15 protein-coding genes and 1 pseudogene are annotated in these 23,452 nt (G+C 69.1%); 12 read left to right on the top strand and 4 right to left on the bottom strand.

Annotation, left to right across the window (positions count from 1 at the left end):
• The first annotated feature begins 129 nt into the window (after positions 1–129).
• Entirely contained in the window at positions 130–1,164 is a 1,035-nt protein-coding gene (locus tag EV384_RS23380; RefSeq protein WP_165440040.1) for a lysylphosphatidylglycerol synthase transmembrane domain-containing protein, read from the top strand.
• Between the two features lie 133 nt (positions 1,165–1,297).
• Here EV384_RS23380 and EV384_RS23375 read toward each other — a convergent pair whose 3' ends face one another.
• Positions 1,298–2,026 carry an IS3 family transposase gene (locus tag EV384_RS23375; protein ID WP_130336541.1) on the bottom strand — a complete coding sequence of 243 codons (729 nt, stop codon included), beginning with the start codon at positions 2,024–2,026 and terminating at the stop codon, positions 1,298–1,300.
• Between the two features lie 189 nt (positions 2,027–2,215).
• Positions 2,216–2,575, bottom strand: a complete 360-nt coding sequence (locus EV384_RS23370) for a transposase (RefSeq protein ID WP_130330906.1) — start codon at positions 2,573–2,575, stop codon at positions 2,216–2,218.
• 229 nt (positions 2,576–2,804) lie between these two features.
• Between EV384_RS23370 and EV384_RS35015 the strand changes: the two genes are divergently transcribed.
• Genes EV384_RS35015 through EV384_RS23350 form a run of 4 tightly spaced genes read left to right on the top strand, consistent with a single transcriptional unit; the run spans position 2,805 to position 4,950 of the window.
• A complete protein-coding gene (locus EV384_RS35015) occupies positions 2,805–3,158 on the top strand; it encodes a transposase (protein WP_130336539.1) in 354 nt (117 codons plus the stop codon).
• A 32-nt stretch (positions 3,159–3,190) separates the two neighbouring features.
• Entirely contained in the window at positions 3,191–3,490 is a 300-nt protein-coding gene (locus EV384_RS23360) for a transposase (RefSeq protein WP_130334535.1), read from the top strand.
• Positions 3,463–4,377, top strand: coding sequence for an IS3 family transposase (locus tag EV384_RS23355; RefSeq protein WP_341273639.1), 915 nt, complete (start codon positions 3,463–3,465; stop codon positions 4,375–4,377). Before EV384_RS23360 ends, EV384_RS23355 begins: the two co-directional genes overlap by 28 nt.
• A 24-nt stretch (positions 4,378–4,401) precedes the next feature.
• Positions 4,402–4,950, top strand: coding sequence for an IS5 family transposase (locus tag EV384_RS23350; protein WP_130336537.1), 549 nt, complete (start codon positions 4,402–4,404; stop codon positions 4,948–4,950).
• 43 nt (positions 4,951–4,993) lie between these two features.
• On the opposite strand, the gene EV384_RS23345 is transcribed toward EV384_RS23350, so the two are convergent.
• Positions 4,994–5,377, bottom strand: coding sequence for a hypothetical protein (locus tag EV384_RS23345; RefSeq protein ID WP_130336535.1), 384 nt, complete (start codon positions 5,375–5,377; stop codon positions 4,994–4,996).
• A gap of 268 nt (positions 5,378–5,645) precedes the next feature.
• Between EV384_RS23345 and EV384_RS23340 the strand changes: the two genes are divergently transcribed.
• The 5 genes and pseudogenes from EV384_RS23340 to EV384_RS23310 all read left to right on the top strand — a co-directional run bounded on the left by EV384_RS23340 (position 5,646) and on the right by EV384_RS23310 (position 19,605).
• Positions 5,646–6,842: a helix-turn-helix domain-containing protein gene (locus tag EV384_RS23340; protein ID WP_130336533.1), complete on the top strand. Its 1,197-nt coding sequence runs from the start codon at positions 5,646–5,648 to the stop codon at positions 6,840–6,842.
• Positions 6,843–7,477: 635 nt separating this feature from the next.
• Positions 7,478–7,657, top strand: coding sequence for a hypothetical protein (locus tag EV384_RS23325; protein ID WP_130336529.1), 180 nt, complete (start codon positions 7,478–7,480; stop codon positions 7,655–7,657).
• Positions 7,654–7,962: a hypothetical protein gene (locus EV384_RS37095; RefSeq protein ID WP_130336527.1), complete on the top strand. Its 309-nt coding sequence runs from the start codon at positions 7,654–7,656 to the stop codon at positions 7,960–7,962. Before EV384_RS23325 ends, EV384_RS37095 begins: the two co-directional genes overlap by 4 nt.
• A gap of 602 nt (positions 7,963–8,564) precedes the next feature.
• Positions 8,565–8,669: pseudogene (locus tag EV384_RS36275) on the top strand (IS6 family transposase); the annotation flags it as partial.
• Positions 8,670–8,937: 268 nt separating this feature from the next.
• Entirely contained in the window at positions 8,938–19,605 is a 10,668-nt protein-coding gene (locus tag EV384_RS23310) for a calcium-binding protein (protein WP_130336525.1), read from the top strand.
• Positions 19,606–19,756: 151 nt separating this feature from the next.
• Here the strand turns inward: EV384_RS23310 and EV384_RS23305 are convergent, their stop codons facing one another.
• Positions 19,757–20,227: a hypothetical protein gene (locus EV384_RS23305; RefSeq protein WP_130336523.1), complete on the bottom strand. Its 471-nt coding sequence runs from the start codon at positions 20,225–20,227 to the stop codon at positions 19,757–19,759.
• Between the two features lie 187 nt (positions 20,228–20,414).
• Between EV384_RS23305 and EV384_RS23300 the strand changes: the two genes are divergently transcribed.
• Both EV384_RS23300 and EV384_RS23295 read left to right on the top strand, forming a co-directional pair.
• Positions 20,415–21,545 (top strand): HupE/UreJ family protein, encoded by a 1,131-nt coding sequence (locus EV384_RS23300; RefSeq protein WP_130336521.1) that lies wholly within the window; start codon positions 20,415–20,417, stop codon positions 21,543–21,545.
• Between the two features lie 35 nt (positions 21,546–21,580).
• Positions 21,581–23,416 carry a metallophosphoesterase N-terminal domain-containing protein gene (locus EV384_RS23295; RefSeq protein WP_130336519.1) on the top strand — a complete coding sequence of 612 codons (1,836 nt, stop codon included), beginning with the start codon at positions 21,581–21,583 and terminating at the stop codon, positions 23,414–23,416.
• The last annotated feature ends 36 nt before the right edge of the window (positions 23,417–23,452 follow it).

Genomic DNA, 23,452 nt, shown 5'->3' with positions numbered 1-23,452 from the left:
GTTGGTGGGTAGGCCGCCGTCGTGGTCGGGTCGATGAGGGCGGGCCCTTCGAAGGCAGGCGCCGGCGGGACGACACCGGGCGGAGGCGTCCACGCGCGGCGCCGAAGGCACCTCACCCGAAGAGTGGTCGTGTCCGCCGTGACGGTCGCCGTTCTCGTGATCGTGTTCGTCGGTGCTTTTCCTCGATTCGCCGACTACTCGCAGGCCTGGGCGTCGATCCAGCGGATGCCGATCGCCTACCTCGTCGCCCTCCTCGGCGCGGCAGTGGTCAACCTCGCCGCGGGCGCGTGGCAATTGCAGGCCGTGCTGCCTGGGCTGCGATATGGACCAGCCTTCGTGGTGGACCAGACCTCGTTCGCCTTGAGCAATGTCGTGCCGGCCGGCGGCGCCATCAGTCTCGGTGTCGAGTACGACATGCTCGAGTCCTACCGGTGCGATAGGGGGGCGGCGGCGAGCGCGGCCGCGATGTCAAGCGGCTTCAGCGTTCTCGCCACGCTCGTCATGCCTGTCGTGGGTGTCCTGTCGCTGCTGGTCAGCGGAGAGGTGAGATGGCACTACGTGCTGATCGCGATCGTCGGGGTTCTAGGCGTCGGCATCGCCGTTTCCGCGTTTGTGGTGATTCTGCGTAGTGAGGACGGGGCCCGCAGGGTCGGGCACCTGGCAGAGCGGCTCCTCAACGCGACGGCGCGGCCCTTGCGTCACCGCCGGACGGCCAATCTCACCGGCAAGGTGGTCGACTTCCGCTCGGGCGTAGTCGAGGTCATGAAGACGCGGTGGGCGCGGGTGGTCGCGGCGACCCTGTTGCCGCAGCTCACCTCGTGGTCGATCTTGTTCCTCGCATTGGCGGGCCTAGAGAAAGGCGCCCACGACAACTTCGGGGTGAGCTGGCAGGAGTCATTGGCGGCCTTCTCGTTCGCGGTGATCGTGACGTTCATTCCGGTCACCGTCGGCGGTCTAGGCACCGTCGACGCGGCCCTGACCGGTTTGCTTACCGCGTTCGGTGCCACCTGGGGCCAGGCTCTCGCCGTGACCCTCGTGTGGCGGGCCGGGACCTTCGTTCCCCAGGTGCTCACCGGCGCGCTGATGTTTCTGTGGTGGCGGGTCACGGCTGGCCGCAGGCGACGGATAGCCGCCGAGAGGACGGGCGACAAACCGCCCAGATGAGGTCGACGACACCATCGCGGCGGCCATCCAGGCCTCGAACGGCGCAGGTATTTAGAGCCTGGTAAATAAGGGGTTCAGGCGGTTGCTGAGCCTGGCGAAGATTGAGTTCCCCCCCGCTTTGATGGAGCGGTGGTTACCTGCTGCCGGCTGGTGCAGGGGTAGTGATAGTTGGTTCGGCTGGTTCCTTCTGGCGGGCGTGCCAGGCGGTTTCGTGCTCGTCGGGGCTGAGGTAGCCCAGTTCCTTTTGGATGCGGCGGGTGTTGTACCAGCCGTCGATGTAGGCGAATATCGCGTTCTCGGCCTCGTCGCGGGTGCGCCAGCTCGTGCGGTAGACGAGTTCGATCTTCAGCGTCGACCAGAAGTTCTCCATGAGCGCGTTGTCGTACGAGTCGCCGACGGAGCCCATCGAGGGCAGGATTCCGTTGTCCTGCAAGCGTTCAGCGAAGCGGAAGGACGTGTAGTTGGACCCCCTGTCGCTGTGGTGGATCAACTGGCCGTCGCGGACGTCGCGGGACCAGATGCCGTATTCGAGTGCGGCGAGGATGAGGTCGGTGTCGCAGCGGTCGGAGGTCTTCCATCCGACGATCCGGCGGGAGAAGGCGTCGCGGACCGCTGCCAGCCAGAACACGCCTTCGCCGCATGGGATGCGGGTGGCGTCGGCGACCCAGAGCCGGTTCGGCCCGGTTGCGGTGAACTGACGGTTGACCAGATCCGGCGCCGGCGTCGCCCGCGGGTCCTGCTTCGTGGAGCCGCCGCGCCAGCCTCGGCGCAGGAACGCACCCTGCCAGCCCTGCTGCGCCATCAGCCGCTCCACCCGCTTGCGGCCCACGCGGATGCCGTCGCGGCGTAGCTGCCGGTGCACCCGGTCCGTAGGTGTGCCCCGACGCGGCCCAGATCTCGTGAATGTTGGACAGCAACCCCAGGTCGACTACGTCACGGTCGCAGGGCTGTTCGACCTGCTTGACCCACGCGTAGTAGGTCGAGGCGCCGACGTTGAGGACCCGTAGCAGGAGCGCGACCGCGAACTGGTCACGGTGTTCATAAATGAACGTCATGACCGCCGCCGGGTCGGGTCGAGCTCCGCCGCGAAATACGCGCTCGCCGCTTTCAGGATCTCGTTCGCCCGCCGCAGCTCGGCGACTTCTTTGCGCAGCCGGCGGTTCTCCTCGGCCATCTCGCTGGTGGGCCGGTCGTGACGCTCGCCCGCGTCGGCCTCGGCCTGCCTGATCCAGTTCCGCAACGCCTCGTGATGCACGCCGAGCTGCTCGGCCAGGCGCCGGATCACGGGCTTCGGGTCCGACTCGCGATACAAGCGCACAGCGCGCTGGCGTAGCTCGTCGGGGTACTTCTTCGGTGCTGCCACGGACGACTTCCTCCCCATGGCCATCAGACCATGATCGAGAAGCTCCATGAAAGCGGGGGTGGCTCAAGTCGAAGGCGGGGCGTGACCAGCGCGCCGGCCATGTCACAGCAGGTCACGCGACCGCCCGTCTAAGAGCCTGGTAAATAAGGGGTTCGGGCGGTCGCCGGTCCTGGCGAAGATCGACAATCGTGACGGCCCCGGCGTGGCGGCGTGACATGGGGAAGGGCCTTCGGATACGAGCAAAGGCGACTAAACCAGCACGACCGAAGGCCCAACCCTGTCTGTATACCTTGTCGCCGGCGTCGCCGCATCCGCCACCCCGGCCACCGTTGACGATCACCTGCCCACCGCCCGGCCACGGCACTATCCGTCCGACACCTCGGATGCCGAATGGCAGGTCCTGGCTCCGCACGTGCCGGCCGGGAGCGGACGCGGCCGGCCGATCACCTACCCCCGCCGGGACATCGTGGACGCGATCCGTTACCTCGACCGGACCGGCTGCCAGTGGGACGCGCTGCCTGCCGACTTCCCGCACCACAAGCTCGTCTACCACTACTTCACGACCTGGACCCGCGACGGAACGCTCAACCGCATGCACAACAGCCTGCGGGAACTGCCATTCCCCTCGTAGCGTGGAGGCCAGAGCTTGAGGGATAGAGGTTCATGGCTGAGACGAGACGCCAGTTCGATCCGGAGTTCCGGGCGGGCGCGGTGCGCATCGTGCGGGAGACCGGGAAGTCGATCGCGCAGGTCGCGCGTGACCTGGGGATCAACGACGGCACCCTTGCCAACTGGGTGAAGAAGGACCGCGAGACTCGCGGTGAGGCCGCTGCCGGGCAGTTGTCGGAGGACGAGCGGGCGGAGCTGGCCCGGCTGCGGCGGGAGAACGCGGAGCTGGCGATGGAGCGTGATGTCCTCAAGCGATCCGTGGTCCTGTGGGTCAAGGAAGCGACGGGCCGGTGAGCGTGGCCGGGTTCATCGCTTCCCAGAGGACCGAGCATGACGTGCCGCACGCGATCGCCTGCCGGGCCCTCGGAGTGTCCGAGTCGTGGTTCTACAAATGGCGCGACCGGCCGCCAACGCCCCGCGATGATCGGCGTGCCCGGCTGGCAGCCGCGGTCACGAAGGTCTTCGACGACTCGGGCGGCACCTACGGCAGCCCGCGCATCGGGATCGAGCTGCGCGAGCAGGGCTGGCAGGTCTCCGACAACACGATCGCGCAGCTCATGGCCGAGTTCGGCCTGGCCGCCCGTATCAAGCGCCGCCGGCGCAGCCTGACCCGCCAGGGCAAACGTCCGGCCGCACCGGACCTGGTCAAGCGGGTGTTCACCGCGCCGGCGCCGGATGTCGCCTGGTGCGGCGACATGACCGAGATCCGCACCGACGAGGGCAAGCTCTATCTGGCCACTGTCATCGACCTGTACTCGCGCCGGATCCTCGGCTACGCGATGGGCGCCCACCACGACGCCGGGCTGGTCGTCGCAGCGCTGAACATGGCCGCCGTCACCCGCGGCGGCCGCGTGGAAGGGGTGATCTTTCACAGCGACAGGGGCAGCGAGTACACCTCGGCCGACTTTGCCCGGGCCTGCGCCCGATGGAAGGTACGCCAGTCGATGGGCCGGGTCGGGTCCTGCTTCGACAACGCCGTCGCCGAGGCCACCTTCTCCACCATCAAGGTCGAGTACGTCCACCGCCGCCACTTCCGCACCCGCACCGAAGCCCGCCTGAAGATCGCCACCTGGATCACCGACTTCTACAACCAGCGCCGCCGGCACTCCGTCTGCGACTGGCGCTCACCCATCGACTACGAACGATCAGAGACCCGCGCCCTGGAGGCCCAGGCCGCATAACGGAGCCCTCCACGATTCCAGGGGATTGACAAACAGGTCCGCGAACAGGTCGAGGGTCGCAACCGGCAGCCGACGGCTGCGCTGGTCGACTCCCAGTCGGTACGGGGCGCGGAGACCGTCGGCCGGGGCGGGCGTGGCTATGACGCGGGGAAGAAGGTCAACGGCCGCAAACGCCACATCGCCGTGGACACCTGCGGACTGCTGCTGGCGGTCCTGGTCACCGGCGCGCAGGTGCAGGACCGCGACGCCGCCCGACCCCTGCTGCGGGCGCTACGCGCCTGCTTCCCCACCATCAGCCTGACCTGGGCCGACAGCGGCTACGCGGGCCGGCTCGTCGGCTGGGCCACCGCCCACCTCACCCTGACCGTGCAGATCGTCGCGAAGCTCGCCGGGCAGACCACCTTCGTCGTCCTGCACCGCAGATGGGCGGTCGAGCGCACGTTCTCCTGGATCAACCGGTGCCGACGCACCGTCCGCGACTACGAACGGCTACCCGACCACCACGCCGCGATGGTCCAATGGGCCATGATCATCGTCATGACCCGCCGCCTCGCCCGCCACCAAGGCACCTAAAACCCTTATTTACCAGGCTCTAAGTTCCGCTTCAACGTCTGAGTCAGGAGTTCCTAGCTCGGACGAAGTCCGCGTAGTCCTCCCCGGCAACGCCGTGGTTGACCCAACGATGCGGCGACGCCCCGGTCGTACGCTCTGCCAGTTCCAGCGCTTCGGCCGGGTCCTGAACGTGCCCGATGACGCGGCCAGGCCCGGGGTCGTTCTCGCCTTCTGGATCAAGCGGCGGGAACACTGACAGGTCCCGGGAGTTCTCGTCGTCCAGGTCCTGCACGTCATGGACTGACAGGTTGTAGCCGTCGTGCCATGGCCAGATCGAGACCCAGCGGATGCCTTCGATGCCCTTCAGCGTGATGGGTCCGAGAAACTGTTCGACCTCCTTCCTGCGCTGGAGCGTGCCAAGGAGGAACGACCGGCTGAGGTATCGCACGCTCGGAGGCTACCGGTCGCAGAAGCGGATGCCTTGTTGCTGTCGACAGACGGCGACAGCAACCGGGTCAGACGAGAAGGGGCTCAGCCGGACAGTGGCGGATCGCCGCCCGAGGCCAGAGACACGCGCGGGCCGGCGCGGACGGTGCGCCCAGAACTTACAAGCGAGGGGTCATCGATGCGCGAGGTGTCGGGGTACCGTCGAAGCGGTGGCTCGCTGGGTCGCGGGCGGGTGAGTTCGCCTGGACCCTTTAGCTTGGAGCGGCGCTATGGCCTCATCCGTCGATCCGCGCTTCGGATCAGCTCTGCGTGAGCTTCGGGAGCAGCGTGTTCTGTCGCTTCGGTCTCTCGGGCAGCTCGCCCACCGGAGTAAGAGCCATCTGCACGAGCTGGAGACAGGGCTCAAGGCTCCAACAGTCGACACGGCGCGCCACTTGGACCGGATTCTCGACGCAGGAGGCGAGCTTGCTCGCTTGGTCGATGCGCCGATTGACCATGCAGCCGAGGCCGGGGATCTGCGGGCGAGAGTTGCCGCCAGCGATGTCAGTGGGGACGTGGTCGACCGGATCGAGCAAGGTGTTGATGACCTTGCCAGTGCCTATCCAACGATGGCCCCGGCTGACCTTCTGCCCTTGGTGCGGCGGCACCTCGCCAATGTCGGGCGGTTGCTGGATGGACGGGTCACGCTTGCTCAACGACGACGGTTGTTGGTTGCTGGCGGCTGGTTGGCGGTGCTGCGGGCCACCGTTCACATCGACCTGCGGCAGCGGCAGGCGGCGGCTGCTCATTTGCGGGCCGCTCGTGATCTTGCCGAACACGCTGAGCACGCCGAGATCCAGGCCTGGTGTCTGGAAACCCGGGCCTGGGACGTGTTGACTCAAGGTGACTATCGGACGGCACTCGATCTCTCCCACCAAGCTCAGCGGGTCGCCCCAAAGGGCAGCTCTGCCTGCATTCAGGCGACTGCTCAGGAGGCTCGTGCATGGGCGCGGATGGGGGACGTCGGTGCGACCCGGCGAGCGCTGGACCGGGTAGAGCGGCTGACGGCGAATCTGCCCGTTCCTGAGCGAGCCGAGCACCACTATCGCTACGACCCGGCCAAGGCCGCCGCGTACACGGCCACGACTTTGGCATGGGCGGGTGACCCAGGTGCCGAGCAGGTAGCGCGGGCGGTGCTGGCCGACCTGGACCCGGACGGCGATGGGGGAGCGCGGCCCCGCCGGTCCGCATCGGCTCGTCTCGACCTTGGTCTTGCCTTGGTCGCCGCCGGGCAGCCGGACGAGGCGGTCGTTCTCGGGACGCAGGCTGTGGTGTCCGGGCGCGTGGTGCCGTCGAACTGGTGGCGGGCTGCGGAGTTGCTGGCGAAGGTTGAGCAGACGGGGGTGCCAGAGGCGGCGACATTGCGCGATCTGTGCACCGAGTACGCCCCTGGACGCCGACCGCCAGCGGACAGCACGGCTGGTTAGCGGACAGTCACCTTCTGGATCGATGACGCGCGCGGCGTGACGCTGGTTCTCAGTGCATTCGGGCGCGGAATAGTGCATCACCAGGTGACCCTCCGCGCCCTCGACACGGAGGGCCGGACACGTGACGTTGACTGTCGGACTCCTGCGGCGGATCGTCAGCCGGTACCTCCCGTCGCCGCCGACTGTCGCTGGCATCGGACAGCGCATCCAGGCAGGGGAGCAGGAGGCAGCACGGCGGCGGCTGTTGGACCAGGCGCGAGGCAGACAGCAGCACTCGTCAGCGGACGGTGGGCCGCTCGCCCATGACTCGGCGCGCTTCGGTGAGCACGGCGAATGACCGCCCATTGGCCGGTGCCGCCTCTTTGGAGTTGCGGCGGCTGTGGCGCACCGTGGCCATGCCCCACCCGGTGCCGGGAGCTGCGCGCGGATGTCGACGATGCTCCGGTGTCCCGGACGCAACGGATCTCGTACGAGGAGTATCTGGTCGCTGTTGCCCTCACCCTGGCTCGCAGGCACCGGCCTGTGTGGTCCTGGCGGAAGTGGCGACAAGTTTGCCGCTGTGGAGCTGATCTGCCCTGCCGTGCCCGGCACCGCATCCCTATCAACCGTGGCCACTGGCCGGGCGAGGAGACGCAGTGAAAGACGACCAGGAACAGGTGATCCTGTCGGTGCACGTGCGGGGGCTCGATGGCCTGTGCGTTGGATGCCGCGCGTGGTGGTCCCGGCTGGCTCCGTACCCGTGTTGGCAGGTGGAATGGGCAACCAGCCGGCAGGCCCGGATGATCACCGCCCGGTTCCTGGAGGGTGTGCGGTGACCGCCCACGGCCCGGTTATGCCGGTCTGGAGCTGCGGAGGCTGCGGCCTGCCGTGGCCTTGCCCGACGCGGAGGCGGGAGCTTCGCGCGGAGTATGCAGATGCTCCGGTGTCGCTCGCCCTCTACCTCGGCTCCTACCTCGTCCAGGCCGCGGAGGACATGCCCTGGACGCCAGCCGGCGTGCTGCACCGCCGCTTCCCCGGCTGGGTCAGGGCGGCCGACTCGTCGACGCCAGCAGTACAGCAACGGAGTACAGCAACCGTGCCAGCCGAACCGAGCCGAGAGGCACCTGATCAGGCCCGCTGACCTCGCATCAGGCCCGATGCGACCCGCTCGCCGAGAGTTCACACCGAAGAGGTCACTGGTTCGATCCTAGCATCGCCCACCATCGATATATGCAGGTCAGAAGCTCGTCATCGGAAGCTCCGGTAACGGGCTTCTCACCATTTGCCCCCTACATCGGGAGCAGATTGGGAGCAGCTCGATCCCGGCGGCGTCGGGCGAGCGCGTAGTCACCTGGTCAACGCCAGCGGCTCCTCGGAGTCGGGAAGGTTCAGACCTCGGGCGTCCGCGGTCATCAGCCGGTCCATCGCCCGAGCGGGCACGGCAGTGCACTGAACCAGGAGAACAAGTTCGTCCTGTGGGGACGGTCATCAAACGGTGCAGATGATCTCCTCAGACCTCGCGAAGTGGATCTTCTCATCACATTGCTCGCAGCGGTCGCAGTCGTCGTCTGCCGGTCTCACGTGGCTACCCGTAGTCGACTCGGCGTCCTTCCCAGCTAAGCAGGCGATGCCCCGGCGACCCACGCCTGGGCATCGCTGCCATCTTGCCTTCGTGCAGATGCTCGGCTACGCCGGCTGTCGATCTGGTCCGCTCCTCGAGGCGGCCGGTCAACCAGGTCGCCCGCGTTCATGCAGAACCTCCGACGCGGCCACTACAAACTCGCCATCGACACCCCGCCGACCACGCGGGTCGCCGCTGCGTTCACCGAACTCGCCCAAGCGATCTGACCGTGGACCCGGCACGGGTTCAACACGTCCGCCGATCCGATAACGCAACGGCGCCCCCGATCGGCGTACTTGCGGCCGGCGGCGAGCATCTCCGCGTTGCCGGTCTTGTCGGTGCCGTACCTGCCCACTGCGAGCACCCGCGCGGTGCCCGGCCCACATCTCCCGTGTCGGCAACTCGACATCATGTCTGGCCGCTCAGTCACCTGCCTGTCAGACACTGCCGCAGTTACCGTCCGTACAACCTGTTGTGGCGGCTGGGGGTGTACCGATGGTACGACCGGCGTGGCGTCCGCTGATCTCGTTGATGTCGGCCATGGTGGTGAGCATCTCCACTTTCGTGGTGCTACCACCGGTCGCGGCGCGGGCAGCCGACCCGGCTGCTGCCCGAGTGGCCGCCGGCCTGGAGGAATGGTTCGGCAAGGTCGCCCAACTCGGCGCCGTCGGCCCGCTGGGGCAGCCGGTGCCCAGCCTGAACCTGACGCCGAGCGGCGCGGCCGGACTCGGCCTCTCGACGCTCTACGGTGACTGGAAGGCGGCGAAGCTCGGCGGCCTGTCAAGCGCCAGCTCGTTGAGCGAGTTCGCCTCGATCCTGGACGGCGCCGACCATACGCTCGGCGACGCGCGGGCGATCACCGTCGCGGCCGGTCCGGTCACGGAGCAAGGCGGCAGCACCGAGATCCTGGTCAACGTGGCGGTCAAACGGACGGTCGACGCGGGCCTCGGCATCGCGGGCGGACCGGCGCCGTTCTCGTTCACGTCAAGCGGCGGGATCGAGGCGACCCTGGAGGGCAAGCTCCGCTTCACATTGGTGTACGACCCGGCGCCGCCGAACGGGTTTGTCGGGATCCGGAACACCGCCGAGGCGGGACCGACGTTGGACGTCACGATCGGCGGCAAGGTCGGCAACCTGGCCACCTCCAAGGCATCGCTCGGCATTCTCGGCGTGCAGTTGTCGGGCGGCACATACAACCTCAACGCCTCCATCTCCGCCCGGCTCGCCGACCCCAACGGGGATGGCCTGATCGCGGTGAAGGAGTCCAACGGCACCGGCGGCGAGCGCGACGGCGAGCTGGCCGGTGATGGCGCGGTGAGCGGGCTTGCCACGGTCACCCTGGCCGGTTCCGTCTCCGGGACCGTCACCATCGTCGGTACGAGTACCGGAGCGATTGCGAACCTGCCCAACACGGCGGCCGTCACGGTCACCGTCGCCTCCAGCAATCTGGGCATGACGCCGGTCTCCGTGTCCTATCCGGACGGTTCGTTCGCACCGATCGAGGCGTTCCTCACGATGAGCCCGCGCGACCTCGCGGATGGCCTGGCCCAGCTCGCTGTGACGCTGCGGGCGGCGCTGCGGGCCGGCGACACGAGCTTGCCGTTCATGCGCGGAAACCTGACCGACGCGGTGCTGCCCGAGGAGGCGCTGCTGAAATTCCTCGAACAGAACGTGACCCAGGCGCCGCCCGGTACGGCCGATCCGGCCAAGCTCATCGACGTCGGCAAGCCGCGGTTCGGTTCGATCCAGGAGCTGATCAGCAAGCTGCAGGGCACCGTCAAGGTGGGCGCCAACGAGGTACCGGTCACGGTCAGCGTCACCGATGGCAACTACCAGCCCGACAAGCGCAAGCTGCGCCTCACCATCGGGCTCACCCGCACCGATGGCACGGCACAGGCGCTCGACGTCGTCGGGCCCTCGCTCACCGGGTCCGGACCCGGCGTCACCTACTCCGACACCGAGCTGCGCGACACCAGCAAGAACTTCACCGACCAGTTGGTCGCCGGGCACCAGGTGACGGCGGGCGCGTCGGTGGCGCTCATCGACAAGGTCAAGCCGGGCGATCCGCACACGCTGGTGCTGTCCGCCGCACCGTTCGGCGCCAACCCGCCGGCATCGCTGTGGAAGGGCGGCACGCCGTCCAACGACGCCGCGTCGGCGGCGAACCCGAAGCCGCCGTACAGCATCAGCGGTGCCGACGCGCGTACCGGCCAGGTGGAACTCGGCGACGCGCTGGCCGGCGCCACCGGTGTCAAGGCCGCGAACGCCAACGCTCCGCTGGCTCAGGTCACACCCAACTATCAGGTACGGCTGCCGCTCGTGCTCGACCTGCAGCGCGCCCGTACCGGCAACGAGTGCACGCCGGCCTGCCCGTACACGGCGACCAACACCAGCGGGATGGCCACCATCGTGACGTCGCAGCCGCTGCCGGCCCAGCGCATCATGCTGCACACCGGCACCGCGCTGGTCACCGCGGACGCTCCGATCTCCACCGCGGTCGATGTCACCGCGAACACGGGCTTCCTGCAGGTACGGGTCACCGGCGGGTTGCGCATGTGCACCAAGGGCGCCCCGGCGGCCTGTCCCGACGGCGGAGCACCGCCCCCGGACACCCACCTGCTGTCGGTCGGGCTCAAATCCGGCATCGGCGACCCGGACGGCGACATCGCCATCCCGGCGCTCTTCGACCGGCTACGGACGCAGCCCGGCGCCACCGTCAACGCCACCGTCAACGGCCAGGCGTACGCCAACCTCGCGCTGTCCGTACCGGGGAACGCCTCGTTCTTCGGCGGGTCGCCCACCGCCAACCTGACCCTGACCATGGCGGACGTGCGGCAGCCGCAGAACGTCCAGCCCTCCGTCCAACTCTCCGCGCTGCAGGCGTTCGCCAACTTCGACCCGAACAATCCGCAGGCGCTGTTCGGCGCGCTGCTCGCCGCACTGCGCGAGGTCTCCGGCCGGATGCACGGGCTCTCCGGCGGCCCGCTCGACACGAAGGTCCCGCTGGTCGGTCGCAGCGTCGGCGACCTGCTCGGCTCCACCGAGACCGGTGGCGGTACCGGCGTGCAGTACGGCAGCAACTCGCTCACCGACCCGTCCAAGCCATTCACGCCGGAGAAGTACGTGGGCCGGCGGATCGTCATCGGCTCTCAGCTGATGGTGGTGTCTGCCGTGGACGCCGCGGCCAGGAAGCTCACGTTCGTCGAGGCCTTCCCGAGCGGGAGCCAGCCGGCCTCCGGTACCCCGTACGTGATCGGTGACGAACTGACGATGGCCGTGGACCGGCTCACCGCCGACCCGAGCAGCACCCTGCAGGACATGGTGGGCCAACTCAACACGGCGCTCGGCGGCACCGGCGTCGGCTTCGCCGTGGACACCACGACCAGCCCGCCGAGGTTGAAGCTGATCGTGGACTGGCAGCGGTCCTACCACACCGACGTCCCGCTCAACCTGTCGCTGGGTGACAAGAGCATGGTCGGCACGACCGCGCAGGGCATGCTCAGCACCACGCTGACCGGGCAGGTCAAGCTGGTCCTGCTGGTGCCCATGACGCCCGCGACCGCCGCCGACCCGCTGGCCAACCTAAAGGTGGACAAGGGCGCGTCGAAGCTCACCGTGCGGGCCGAGATCGAGAGCTCGCCCAACTCGGCATTCACCGCGAACCTGGGTCCGCTGGCGGTGGCGCTCGGCAACCCCGGCGCCAACCCGTCGGGCGCGCAACTGCAGGCCGATGTCGAGTTCGGCGCCACCGGCAGTGCCGGCGAAGACACCCTCGGCAACTTCCTTGGTGGGCTCTCGATCGGGTTCACCGGCCGCCCCAAGAACTGCACCGACATGGACACCTCGGTGCCGCTCGCGGTCTGCGCCAGGCTGCCCGTCTACTACAAGCTCGGCACCACCTGGCAATCAGCGTCGTCCCAGCCGCTGCTCGTCCGGCTCCCGGTGGACGGCTTCACCTCGACCGACGGCAACCTGTCCGACGGCAAGCCGAAGCTGTTCGCCCCCGACCTCTCGGCGCTGTTCAGCTCGGTCGCCCTCGACCTCGGCACGATGGGCGACGGCCTGGACAGCTACCTGCGCTACCTGGACCTCGCGATCAAGGTCGCCGACGCGGGCGGCACGCTGCCGGTCGTCGGCGAGGATCTCCAACAGGGCAAGGCGTTCCTGGACAAGATGCGCAACGCGTTGACCACCGTGCTCGGGCCGACCGCCAACGGCGGCAACCTGAAGTTCAGCGACTTTAACAGCGCCGAGAGCTGGCTGGAAAACCAGGTGGAGGACGTGCTCCCGGACGGCGCTCAGGTGAACGCGCAGGCCGATTGCAAGGCCACGCTGGCTCCGGTCACCAATGTGCACGTCTCGGTGCTGGCCGACCCGGACCCGAAGGGCACGACGGATTACGAGTACCGGGTGGTGGCGTTCCGCGGCGACGGTACCGGCTACACGCTGGCCGTCACCGCGCCGGAGAAGCCGAAGAACGAGGCATCGCTGAGCTCGACCCACAAGAACCGGGTGACCTGGACGCCCAGCCCGTCCGCGACGGGCTACACGATCCTGCGGAAGGTCGGCACGGCCGAGTGGCGCAGCATCGTCAGCCTGCCCGGGCAAACGACGTCCTCGTTCGACGACGCGCTGCCCGCAGGCGCCGGGTCGGCGAACCTGCCGGACCTTCCGTCGGAGCCGCCGAAGCTGGTGAACTGCCCGGCCGACCAAATTCAGGGCATTACCGTCAGCCTCGACATCGGCCAGGGCAATGTTCCGAACCCGAGCTCCTGCACCACCCCGGAGTGCTCGGTGGAGGTGCCACTGGACCTGGGCATTCCCGGCCTGTCGGTGAAGGCGGCCCCGGGCGCCGGCAAGGTGAAGGGCGCCATCGGGTGGCGGATGCACGTGAAGGTCGGTCTCGACCGCGACCGGGGGTTCGTGGTGTACACCAAGGATCCGGACGAGGCCACGCCCGAGTTCCAGCTCGCCGCGAGCCTGTCGCTGCCGTCCGACATCGAGGCGCAGCTCGCGTTCATCCGGGTGACCGCCAAGAGCCTCAACCCGACCAGCACGCCGCTGTTCTCCGGCTCGTTCAGCTTCAACCTGCAGGCGCCGGGCGGCGGCGACCGGATCGACCTGTCCACGTTGAAGACGGTCGAGAACGTCAGCTCGCTGTTCCAGATCAAGCTGACCGCGACCTCGGACATCAAACTGCGGCTGACCGCCAAGGCCGACTCGGCGCTGCCGGGCGTGGGGGCCACCTTCCGGCTCAAGTGGGTCTGGGACCCGCTGACCCCGGGCTCCGACGCCGGTGGCAACCTCTCTGAGCTGGCCTTCCAGGACGTGGAGATCGACTCCGGGGCGTTCCTCAACAAGGTCCTCGGGCCGATCTTCGATGAGATCAACAGGGTGTACCAGCCGATCAAACCGATCGTGGACACCATCAAGGCGCCGGTCCCGGTGCTCAGCGACCTGAGCCGGGCGGCCGGCGGCGGCGACGTCAGCCTGCTCACCATCGCGCAGACGTTCTCGACGCTCGCCGGCGGTCCGAAGTTCGACGAGTTCGTGAAGGTGTTCACGCAGGTCGGTGACGTCCTGGGCAAGATCGGCACCGCCAACGCGTCGTGTTCGAGCTGCGTGTTTGTCGGTGACGTGACGATCAAGAAGAGCGAAGCGCTGACGACGGCGAACACGCCGGATGTCGCATCGCGCTTCCTCGGTACCCAGACGGAGAAAGGCACCGGTTCGCCGCTGGAACAGATTGACAAGAAGACCGACGCCGACCTGCAAAACACCTCCGGCGGCGACACCGACCACCCGGGCTTCACGTTCCCCGCGCTGGAGAACCGGTCGCTCATCTTCGGCCTGCTGCTCGGTCAGGACGTGCCGCTGGCGGAGTTCGACTCCGGACCGCTGACGCTGGGCTTCTCGTTCAGTCAGTCGTTCGGCCCGGTGTACGCGCCGCCACCGGTCATGGTCACGATCTCCGGCAGCGCGTCGGTGACCCTGCGCGTCCGCGCCGGATTCGACACCTTCGGCCTGCGTACCGCCGTGGAGCAGGGCAAGGTCGACGCCAAGATCCTGAACAGCCTGTACTTCAAGACCACCGACGCGTCCGGCAAGCCGGCACCGGTGGTGCAGTTCTCCGGTGAGCTGGCCGCGGGTGCCGCCGTGACGGCGGTGGTCATCGAGGTCGGCATCAAGGGCGGCATCGCCCTGACCGTCTCGTTCACCTGGAACGACCCGAACAACGACGGCAAGTTCCGGTTCTTCGAGTTCCTCACGACCGCGATGGACAACGCGCTCTGTCTGTTTAATGTGGACGGCAGGCTGAGCGTCTTCATCCGCGTCTATCTCACGCTCGGCGTCTGCCCGTTCTGCGCCTCGTTCAGCTTCACGCTGGTCGATGCCACGCTGCTCGACTTCTCCGTCCGGCCGGACTGCACCCCGCCGCCGCCCAAGCTGGGCGAGGTGGAGGGCGAGACGCTCTACCTGTTCGCCGGGCGGCTCGGAAAACAGGAGTTCCGCGGCGACAAGGCCTGGGACAACGGTGGCACGAAGGCGGAGAAGTTCGTGGTCCGGCAGACAACCGCGTCGTCCAGCGGTCTCGCCACGGTCAGCGTGACCGCGCTGGGCATCAGCGAGCAGTTCGACAACGTGCGAACCGTCGTGCTCGACGCGCGCGGCTACGACGGACGGATCGACGCGCTGTTCACTCCCGGCGAGCAGGATGTGCCATTCGACCGCAAGACCGTCGTGTTCGGTGGCGACAACGATGACACTGTCCGCACCGGCAGCGGTGAGTCCTGGGTGGACGGCAACGGCGGCGCGGACACCATCACGGCCGGCGACCGGCCGGCGCTGTCGGTGGACCGCTCCAGCGCCGCCAAGGCACACGTCGCCGGTGGCTCCAACACACCGGCGCCGGGCGCGGACCCGCCGACCGCGGGAACCGACACGCTGACCGTTGGCAACGCCGACGACTGGGTGGCCGGCGACGCGAGCATCGGGTTCGACCCGATCGAGGTGGCATTCGACCGCGACGGCAGCGAAAACAGGATATTGATGCCGAACGCCGGCACGGTCCGGCATGGTGACACCACAGCGATCGCCTCGGACGGCAACGACATCATCTCGGTCGGGTTGGGCCACACCGACGTCTACGCCGGCGGCGGCGCCGACAACGTCGGCGTGCTCTCCGACAGCGCGCAGGTGGATGTCGTGCCGGCGGCCGACAAGCCCAAGTACCGCTCGGCCGGCGTGACGGTGGTCGGTGGCCCGGGTAGCGATCGGATCGGCGGTGGCTCGAACCAGGACCACATCTACACCGGCGGACAGGGCGACCTGGGCCCCAATGAGCCGGGCAGTGGCGACGTCGGCACCACCAACACCGTGGACAGCGGTACCGGCGACGACATCGTGCACGGCAGTGACGGTGTCGACCTCGTCACCGGCCAGTCCACGGTCGACCAGCGGGCGCACTTCTACGGGCACGGCGGGGCGGACATCCTGATGGGCGCGTACGGCCGGGACATGCTGTACGGCGGCCCGCAGGACGACCTGCTGGTGGCCGAACCGGCAACGGTGACCGGGGAAGGTCCCGCGACTACCCGTACCGTGACCCGCAAGCCCAACCCACACACCCCCAGGCACAAGACCCTCGTCGGCGGTGCCGGCGGCGACCATATCTACGGCGGCGACGGCGGCGCGACCGTCTTCGGCGACCGCAGCGTGGGGCTTGACACCGACCTGGAGGAGAAGCTGGGCTGCGGTCCGGGCACCGCGGTCGCGTCCGACCCGGACGACCCGCCGCCTCCGTCCATTGACGACGGGCCGGACCGCGTCTTCGGCGGTACCGGAGTGGAGGCAGTCAACGCCGGTGGCGCCAACGACGAGGTGTACGCGGGCGGTGGCGACGATCGGGTCTGCGGCCAGTCCGGCGACGACACGGTCGACGCCGGTGCCGGTGCCGACCAGGCCTGGGGCGGCGCCGGGGTGGACCACGTCTTCGGCCGCGACGGCGAGGACAAGCTGTACGGCAACGACGGTGGCGACTTCCTCTTCGGCGGCAACCAGACCGACACGGTCGAGGGCAACAACGGCGCCGACGCGATCTACGGCGGCGACGCCCGCGACATCCTGGTCGGCGGCACGCAACTCGCCGGCCGGCCGGACACCGGTGACCGGATCTACGGCGACCTCGGCGACGACCTGATCATCGGGGACAACGGCATTCCCGACCAGTTCGGCCGCGGGACCCCGTACGACCTCGCGATCACCTCGGCCGCGCCGGCCGAGGGTGGCAAGGATCTCATCTTCGGAGGACCCGGCCCGGACACCGGATACGGCGGTCTTGACGGCGACACCGTGTACGGCAATGCCGAAGCCGACTACCTGGAGGGCAACAACGGCGAGGACACGGTGTACGGCGGCGACGGTGACGACGACATGCTCGGCGGCAGCTCGCAGATCGCGCTCGACGGTCCGAGCGGGCCGACGGTCGGCCGGCCGGATACCGGTGACCACCTCTTCGGCGAGTCCGGCCTCGACGTCATCGCCGGCGACAACGCGGTAATCTCGCCGGCCGCGTCGGCCGCCGCACACCCCATCACGCGCGGGCGCGGCCTGCCGGACACCCGGCTCCGCCAGGTGCTGCTGTACGACCTCGGTCACGCACCCGTGGCCGGAACGTCCGGCGGCGATGAGATCGCCGGTGCCGACGGCGTCGACCTCATCTTCGGTCAGGGCGGCACCGACGTCATCGACGCCGGGGCGCAGGACGACTATGCCGAGGGCGGACAGGACCGCGACATCATCGGCGGCGGTGACGGCCAGGACGACCTCGTCGGTGGCGGCTGGTTCCCGGTCTCCGGCAGCGGGCAGACCACGGTCGGCCAGCTGGACGCGGGCGACGTGATCACCGGCGGGCGGGGCGCCGACGTCGCCATCGGCGACAACGGTGCTGTGCTCCGCGAGGGCACGCCGAGCCAGCTTGTCCTCGGGCGGGTGGCGACGCCGCGCTCCATCACGCCGTACGACCTCGCTGCGGTGACCCTGCCCAGCACACACGGTGCGGACATCATCGCCGCCGGCGAGGGCGACGACGTGGCGCTCGGCCAGGCCGGCAACGACCGGGTCAAGGGCGAGGACGGCGGCGACTACGTCGAGGGCGGCGCGGACGCCGACTGGGTCGAGGGCGGCTCGGGCGACGACGAGCTGACCGGTGGCGGCTCCACCGTCGACGGTGCCGACACCGGTGACACCACCAGGGGACAGCCGGACGGTGGGGACGTCGTGTATGGCGGGGACGGCGACGACGCCGTACTCGGCGACAACGGCCTGATCGCCCGGGTTGCGCCGTACGACCACCGGACCCTGCGGGTCAACCCGCTCAACGTGGTCACCCAGCGGCGCACGCTGCGCCCGTACGACCTGCAACAGTCCGCGAACGACCTGCTCACGCCGGCGACCGGCCGCTCAGGTGACGACCAGATCTCTGGTGGGTCGGGCGTGGATGTCGTACTCGGGCAGGACGGCCCGGATGCGATCTCCGGCGGCGGCCACGACGACTACGTCGAGGGCAACGGCGGCGCCGACCGGATGTGGGGTGACCGCAGGCTCGCCGAGGGTGGCGTCGCGCTGCCGCCGCTGGTCTGGCCTGGGACACCGAGCCCGGTAGCGGTGCTGGAGGGCGACCTCGGCGCACCCGACGGGCAGGACGACCTGCTCGGCGGGAGCACGATCGCCGGATTCCGCGATGGTGGTGACAAGGTCGAGGGCGACGGCGCTGCCGACTACGCGATCGGTGACAACGGTACGGCGGCCCGCGACGTGCGTGACTTCGCCGGTCAACCCGTCCCGGCGGGTACCGAGACCGGCGCGGGCCTGGTCCGGGACCGGGTCTACACCATGCGGTATCCGACGCCCGCTCCGGACGGCGCCGCGTACGTCCGGGTGGCCGGTCCGGGGCAGCAGGCCACCCGGTTCTGCGCGACCCGGCCGCAGGGCACCTGCGAGCAACCGGACGCGTACGGCGACGACACCGTGCGCGGTGGTCCCGGCGACGACACCCTGTACGGGCAGGACGGGAACGATCTGCTCTACGGCGGCGACCAGGACGACGACATGTACGGTGAGCTCGGGCACGATCAAATGTGGGGCGACGCCGGTGAGGACGCCATGGTGGGCGACCGCGGGGGCGTGGTGGACCTGCGGGAGGACGGCTCCCGGACCTTCACGGTCTCCTACAACCAGGTCCCGCAGATCACCTACACCGGCTTCACCACCGGGTCGGTGAGCAGGCAGACGGACCTGCGCCACGACGTCAACGGCGACGTGTTCGTCGGCACGGCGACCTCGGCACCGATGCCGTACGACGGTGAGGCGTTCGGCGGCAACGACCGGATGCGCGGCGGTGCCGGGCACGACTCGATGCACGCGGCCGTCGGCGACGACCTCGCCAACGGCGACAGCGGCGGCGACAGCGTGTTCGGCGACGACGGCGCGGACGTGCTGTGGGGCGGCAAGGGCAGCGATGACCCGGCCAACCCCAACGACCGCGGCGCGGGAGACTCCCTGGTCGACTACGTCTTCGGCGGCAAGGGCGCAACCTCTGGCCCGTCCGTCGATCCGCAGACCGGCAGCCTCGGGGCGGACGTGCTCGACTTCCGGCCGCGCGGGTCGTACCCGAACGGCTGCGTTGCGACGCCGTGGCCGGGCGAGGACCTCACCGGCACCGTCGTCGATCCGTGCGCTTGGTTCGAGATGACCGGCCTCGACGACGCCGACCCGGCCAACAACCAGCACCACACCGGGATCGACTGGATCTATGGCGGCTGGGACCGGGACGTGCTGCAGGGTGATGTCACGGATAACGGGCCGAACCCGGGTGACCGGCTGCTCGACTGGGGCGGCGCCTACAACATCTACACGCATTGCAACGCGGCCTACGGGGGATATAACGACGTGCGCCAGCACAGCCCGGACATGCAGGCGTTCCTGCTGAAGTGGGCGGGTGCGCTCGGCGCGGGACAGGCTCCGGTGGACGTCACGGTGCCGGGCACGGCCGCCTTCGGCGAGCTCGCGCTCGTCTACCAGTCGGACCTCCGGGACCACGGTTCCGGCCCGGCGTTCCCGAAGACCCCCGGCCACTTCGATCAGGAGTCCTGCGCTCCGTAGTAACCGACATGACCGGTGGTGCCCGTGAACCGTACACGGTCACGGGCACCACCGCGTGGTGTCAGGGTGTCCTCGGTGCGGGTGCGGCCGAGAATGACTGGTCGGCCGGCAACACCATGACGTTCTTCGCGACCGCCGCCTCCGGACGTGCTCAGGCGGTGACGCGCGAGCCCAGCCGTCGGATGGATGTCAATCGAGGTACATCGATGAGTCGGTCGTTGTGCACGGAGCGGGCCAGGACGATCTTCTTCTTGCCGGACTCGCGGTTGATGTAGGCGACCTGGGCGGCGAAGGCCAGCAGAGCGAAAACGGTGCCGACGCCGATCGCGAACGCGGACGACAGCCCCGCGAGCCTGGCCAGCAGCGTGACCGCGAGCCCCACCAGCAGCGCGTTCACCGCGCCCACCATCGCCGCCGTAGTCAGCAACAGCTGCGCCCGCCGGGGCGCGTTACCGACCGCCGCCCAGGTCGCCCGCATGTTGCCCTCGCCCTGCACCGCGTCGGCGAAGAAGTCGTGCTCGCCGGCCAGCCGGCGGTGGTAGTACGCCCGGATGCGCTGGATCCGCGCGAGATCCAGCTCGTTCTCCACCATGTTCTGCACCAGGCGCAGGGCTTCGTACACGGGCCTCGTAGCCGGGCCGAACCCGGCTTTCGGCGCTCAGAAACCCGGCTTTCGGCCGATGGGTGATCGGCAGCGGAAGGTTCGGTGAATTGGGCCGTCTTGAGTTGCCGGGTGTGGAGCGAGCACTGCAGGGTTTGGGGAACCACCGCCGTTCCCCCCCCCACACACACGACGGAAGTGATTGCCTGTGCGTCTGCTGGCGTTCCTCGCCGCCCTTGTTGCCATGTTCCTCGTCGCCGCTCCGGCGCAGGCGCACGTCCGCGCGACCTCGGTCGCGGTCGACCTGAGCAGCCAGGGCGACGGCGTCGCGGCTGTCGTCGACGTGGAGTACGACGTCCTCGCCCGGCTGCTGAGTCTCGACGGTGCCCTGAGCCCGGACGCGGTCGGCGTGGACGGCGCGGCCGCCGAGGTGCCGACCGAGGTGCGGCGCAGTTCGCTGGACGCGCACGCGAGCGACGTGGCGGCGTACGTCGGCGGGCGGCTGCGGCTGAGCCGCGGCTCGATCGGGTGCACCGCTGAGGACGACGCCCGCGTCGAACTCGCCGACTCCGGCGCGGTGCGGGTCGCGCTCGCCTACGACTGCCCGGCGTCCGGCGCGCTCACCGTCCGCAGCGACATCTTCCGCGCGTCCGACGGCGTCATCGACGACACCACCACGATGGTGGCCTACGACATCGACGGCCGCCGCGGTTCGACGTTGCTCGACACCGCCCGCACCAGCGTCACGGTGGGGCGCACCAACCTGCTCAGCGAGATCCCGCGGTTCGTCCGGCTCGGGGCGGAGCACCTGCTCTTCGGGCTCGACCACGTGCTGTTCCTGCTGGCGCTGCTGCTGGGCGCGAAGCGGCTGCGCGACGTCGTCGAGGTCGCCACGGCCTTCACGGTCGCACACTCGGTGACCCTGGTGCTGGCCGCGATCGGCTGGGTCAGCGTGCCCGGGTGGATCGTCGAGCCGCTCATCGCGCTGTCGATCGCGTTCGTCGCGCTCGGCAACCTGCTCTCGCCGAGGACGAGCCACCGGCTGCCCGTGGTCTTCGGCTTCGGGCTGCTGCACGGGCTCGGCTTCGCGGGCGCGCTCAGCGTCGACGGGCCGCTGTCGGCCTCGACGCTGGCCGACCTGGTCTCCTTCAACGTCGGCATCGAACTCGCCCAGTTGACGATCATCGCGCTCACCTTCCCGGCGCTGCTGTTCCTGCGCAGGGCCGCGACCACGCCGGTCGCCGCTCGCGCCCTCACGCTCGGCACCGTCGCGGCGACCGTCGCCGTCGCCGGTGCCGGTCTGGTCTGGTTCGTCGAACGCTCCCCGCTCCTGACCTGACACCCACCTCCCGCCCCCCACCCCGAAGGATCCCGATGTCCGCGTTCACCTGGACACGCGCGCGCCTGCGCGTCGTCCTGTACGCCACCACGCTGGGGCTCGCCGCCAGCGTCGTGGCGGGCCCGCTCACGTCGTACGCGGCGGCCGCCATCGACCCGCCGGAGGCCACCGTCAGCGGCGTCGTGTACGTCGACGCCAACGGCGACGGCCAGCGCAACCCCGACGAGGTCGGCCTGGCCGGCGTGCGCGTCTCCGACGGCAAGGTCGCCACCACGACCGCCGCCGACGGCTCCTACTCGCTGACGATCTCCATCGACCGTCGCAAGTCGGACATCGTGTGGGCCGGCCAGCCGCGGGGCTACCGGTTCGGCCTGGACCAGTACAAGGAGCCGAGGTTCTGGGCCAACCTCGGCCAGCTCGCTGACGACGCCACGCCGACCGCGGACTTCGCGCTCGTCCGTGACGGCCTCTCCGACGGCGACACCTTCTCCTGGGCCAACATCGCTGACCCGCACGTCAACGCGCAGCTGCCCGACCAGATCCGCGAGATCAACTCCACGGGCACCGACCTGCGCTTCATCGCGGTCAGCGGCGACCTCACCAACGACGCCAGCCAGGGACAGTTCGACACGTATCGTCGCGGCACCCAGCAGTCGGCCGTCGGCGCGTGGCCGGCCGTCGGCAACCACGAGTACGCGAGCGGGTCGGCGTACGCGGACAAGATCGACAACTATCGCAAGAACGTCGGCCCGGAGTGGTACTCGTTCAACTACGGCAACCGGCACTTCGTGGTGCTCGAGAACAACGGCTCGGCGCCGTTCGACGAGGAGCTGAACTGGCTCAAGGACGACCTCGCCGCGAGCGTTCCGCTCGACGACGATCCGACCAACGACATCGAGGTCGTCGTCCTTACCCACCAGCCGATGAACGTCCCGTTCGGCTCGCCGTCGACATACGACGCCTTCGGTGACGTGCTCGAGCACTACAAGGCGCAGCTGATCCTGGTCGGCCACGAGCATTCCAACCACGTCGAGAACCACTCGGCGTTCGCCTCGACCGCCAAGCACATCCAGACCGTGTCGAGCTCCTACACGATCGACAACGCGCCCCGCGGCTTCCGCTACATCCACATGGCGGGTCCGGGCTTCGACAACCCGTTCCGGATGTACGGCGAGAACGAGCACCTCACCATCGTCAGCCCCGCGCCGGGCTCGAAGGTGCCGGCCGCGAAGTTCCCGGGCATCCAGATCAACGCCTACGACACCGGCGACGAGGTCGTCTCGGCGCGCTACCGGATCGCCGGCGACAAGAACTGGATGCCGCTGCACCACAGCGGCGAGTTCACCTGGCAGAGCAACCTGCCCGACAGCCTGCAGACGGTCGGTGAGCACAGCATCGACGTGAAGGTGGTCGACGCGGCGGGCAAGACCTGGACCAAGTCGGCGGACTTCACCCTCACCGACGAGTCGGCGCTCGAGCCGGTCGCCGGCGGCGACTGGGACCAGCACCACGGCAACGAGGCCCACTCCGGTGTCGCGCCGGCGCAGGAGGCTGGCCGCCGCCTGGCCTGGAGCTTCCGCACCAACGGCACCTTTCTCACCGGGTCGCCGGTCATCCACGACGGCGTCGTCTACGCGGGCACCCGCGACGAGAACGGCGACGGCAACAGCCGGATCCACGCCGTCCAGCTCAAGAACGGCAAGGAGCTGTGGAACTTCGAGGTGCCGCAGTCGATCCACGGCAGCCTCGCCTACGGCGACGGCCTGATCTTCGCACCGACCCTCGGCTCGGAGCTCTACGCCGTGGACGCTGTGACCGGCGAGCTGCGCTGGAAGGCCGTGCCCGAGCAGGCGGCGGCCCCGAACAACTAGCGCACCTACGGCTACTACTCGCCGGCCGTCTCCGGC

Origin of the sequence: Micromonospora kangleipakensis, from assembly GCF_004217615.1 — a bacterium.
Classification (GTDB): domain Bacteria; phylum Actinomycetota; class Actinomycetes; order Mycobacteriales; family Micromonosporaceae; genus Micromonospora; species Micromonospora kangleipakensis.
The sequence above is the reverse complement of the archived record's forward strand: the minus strand, read 5'-3'. Positions and strand labels throughout refer to the sequence as shown.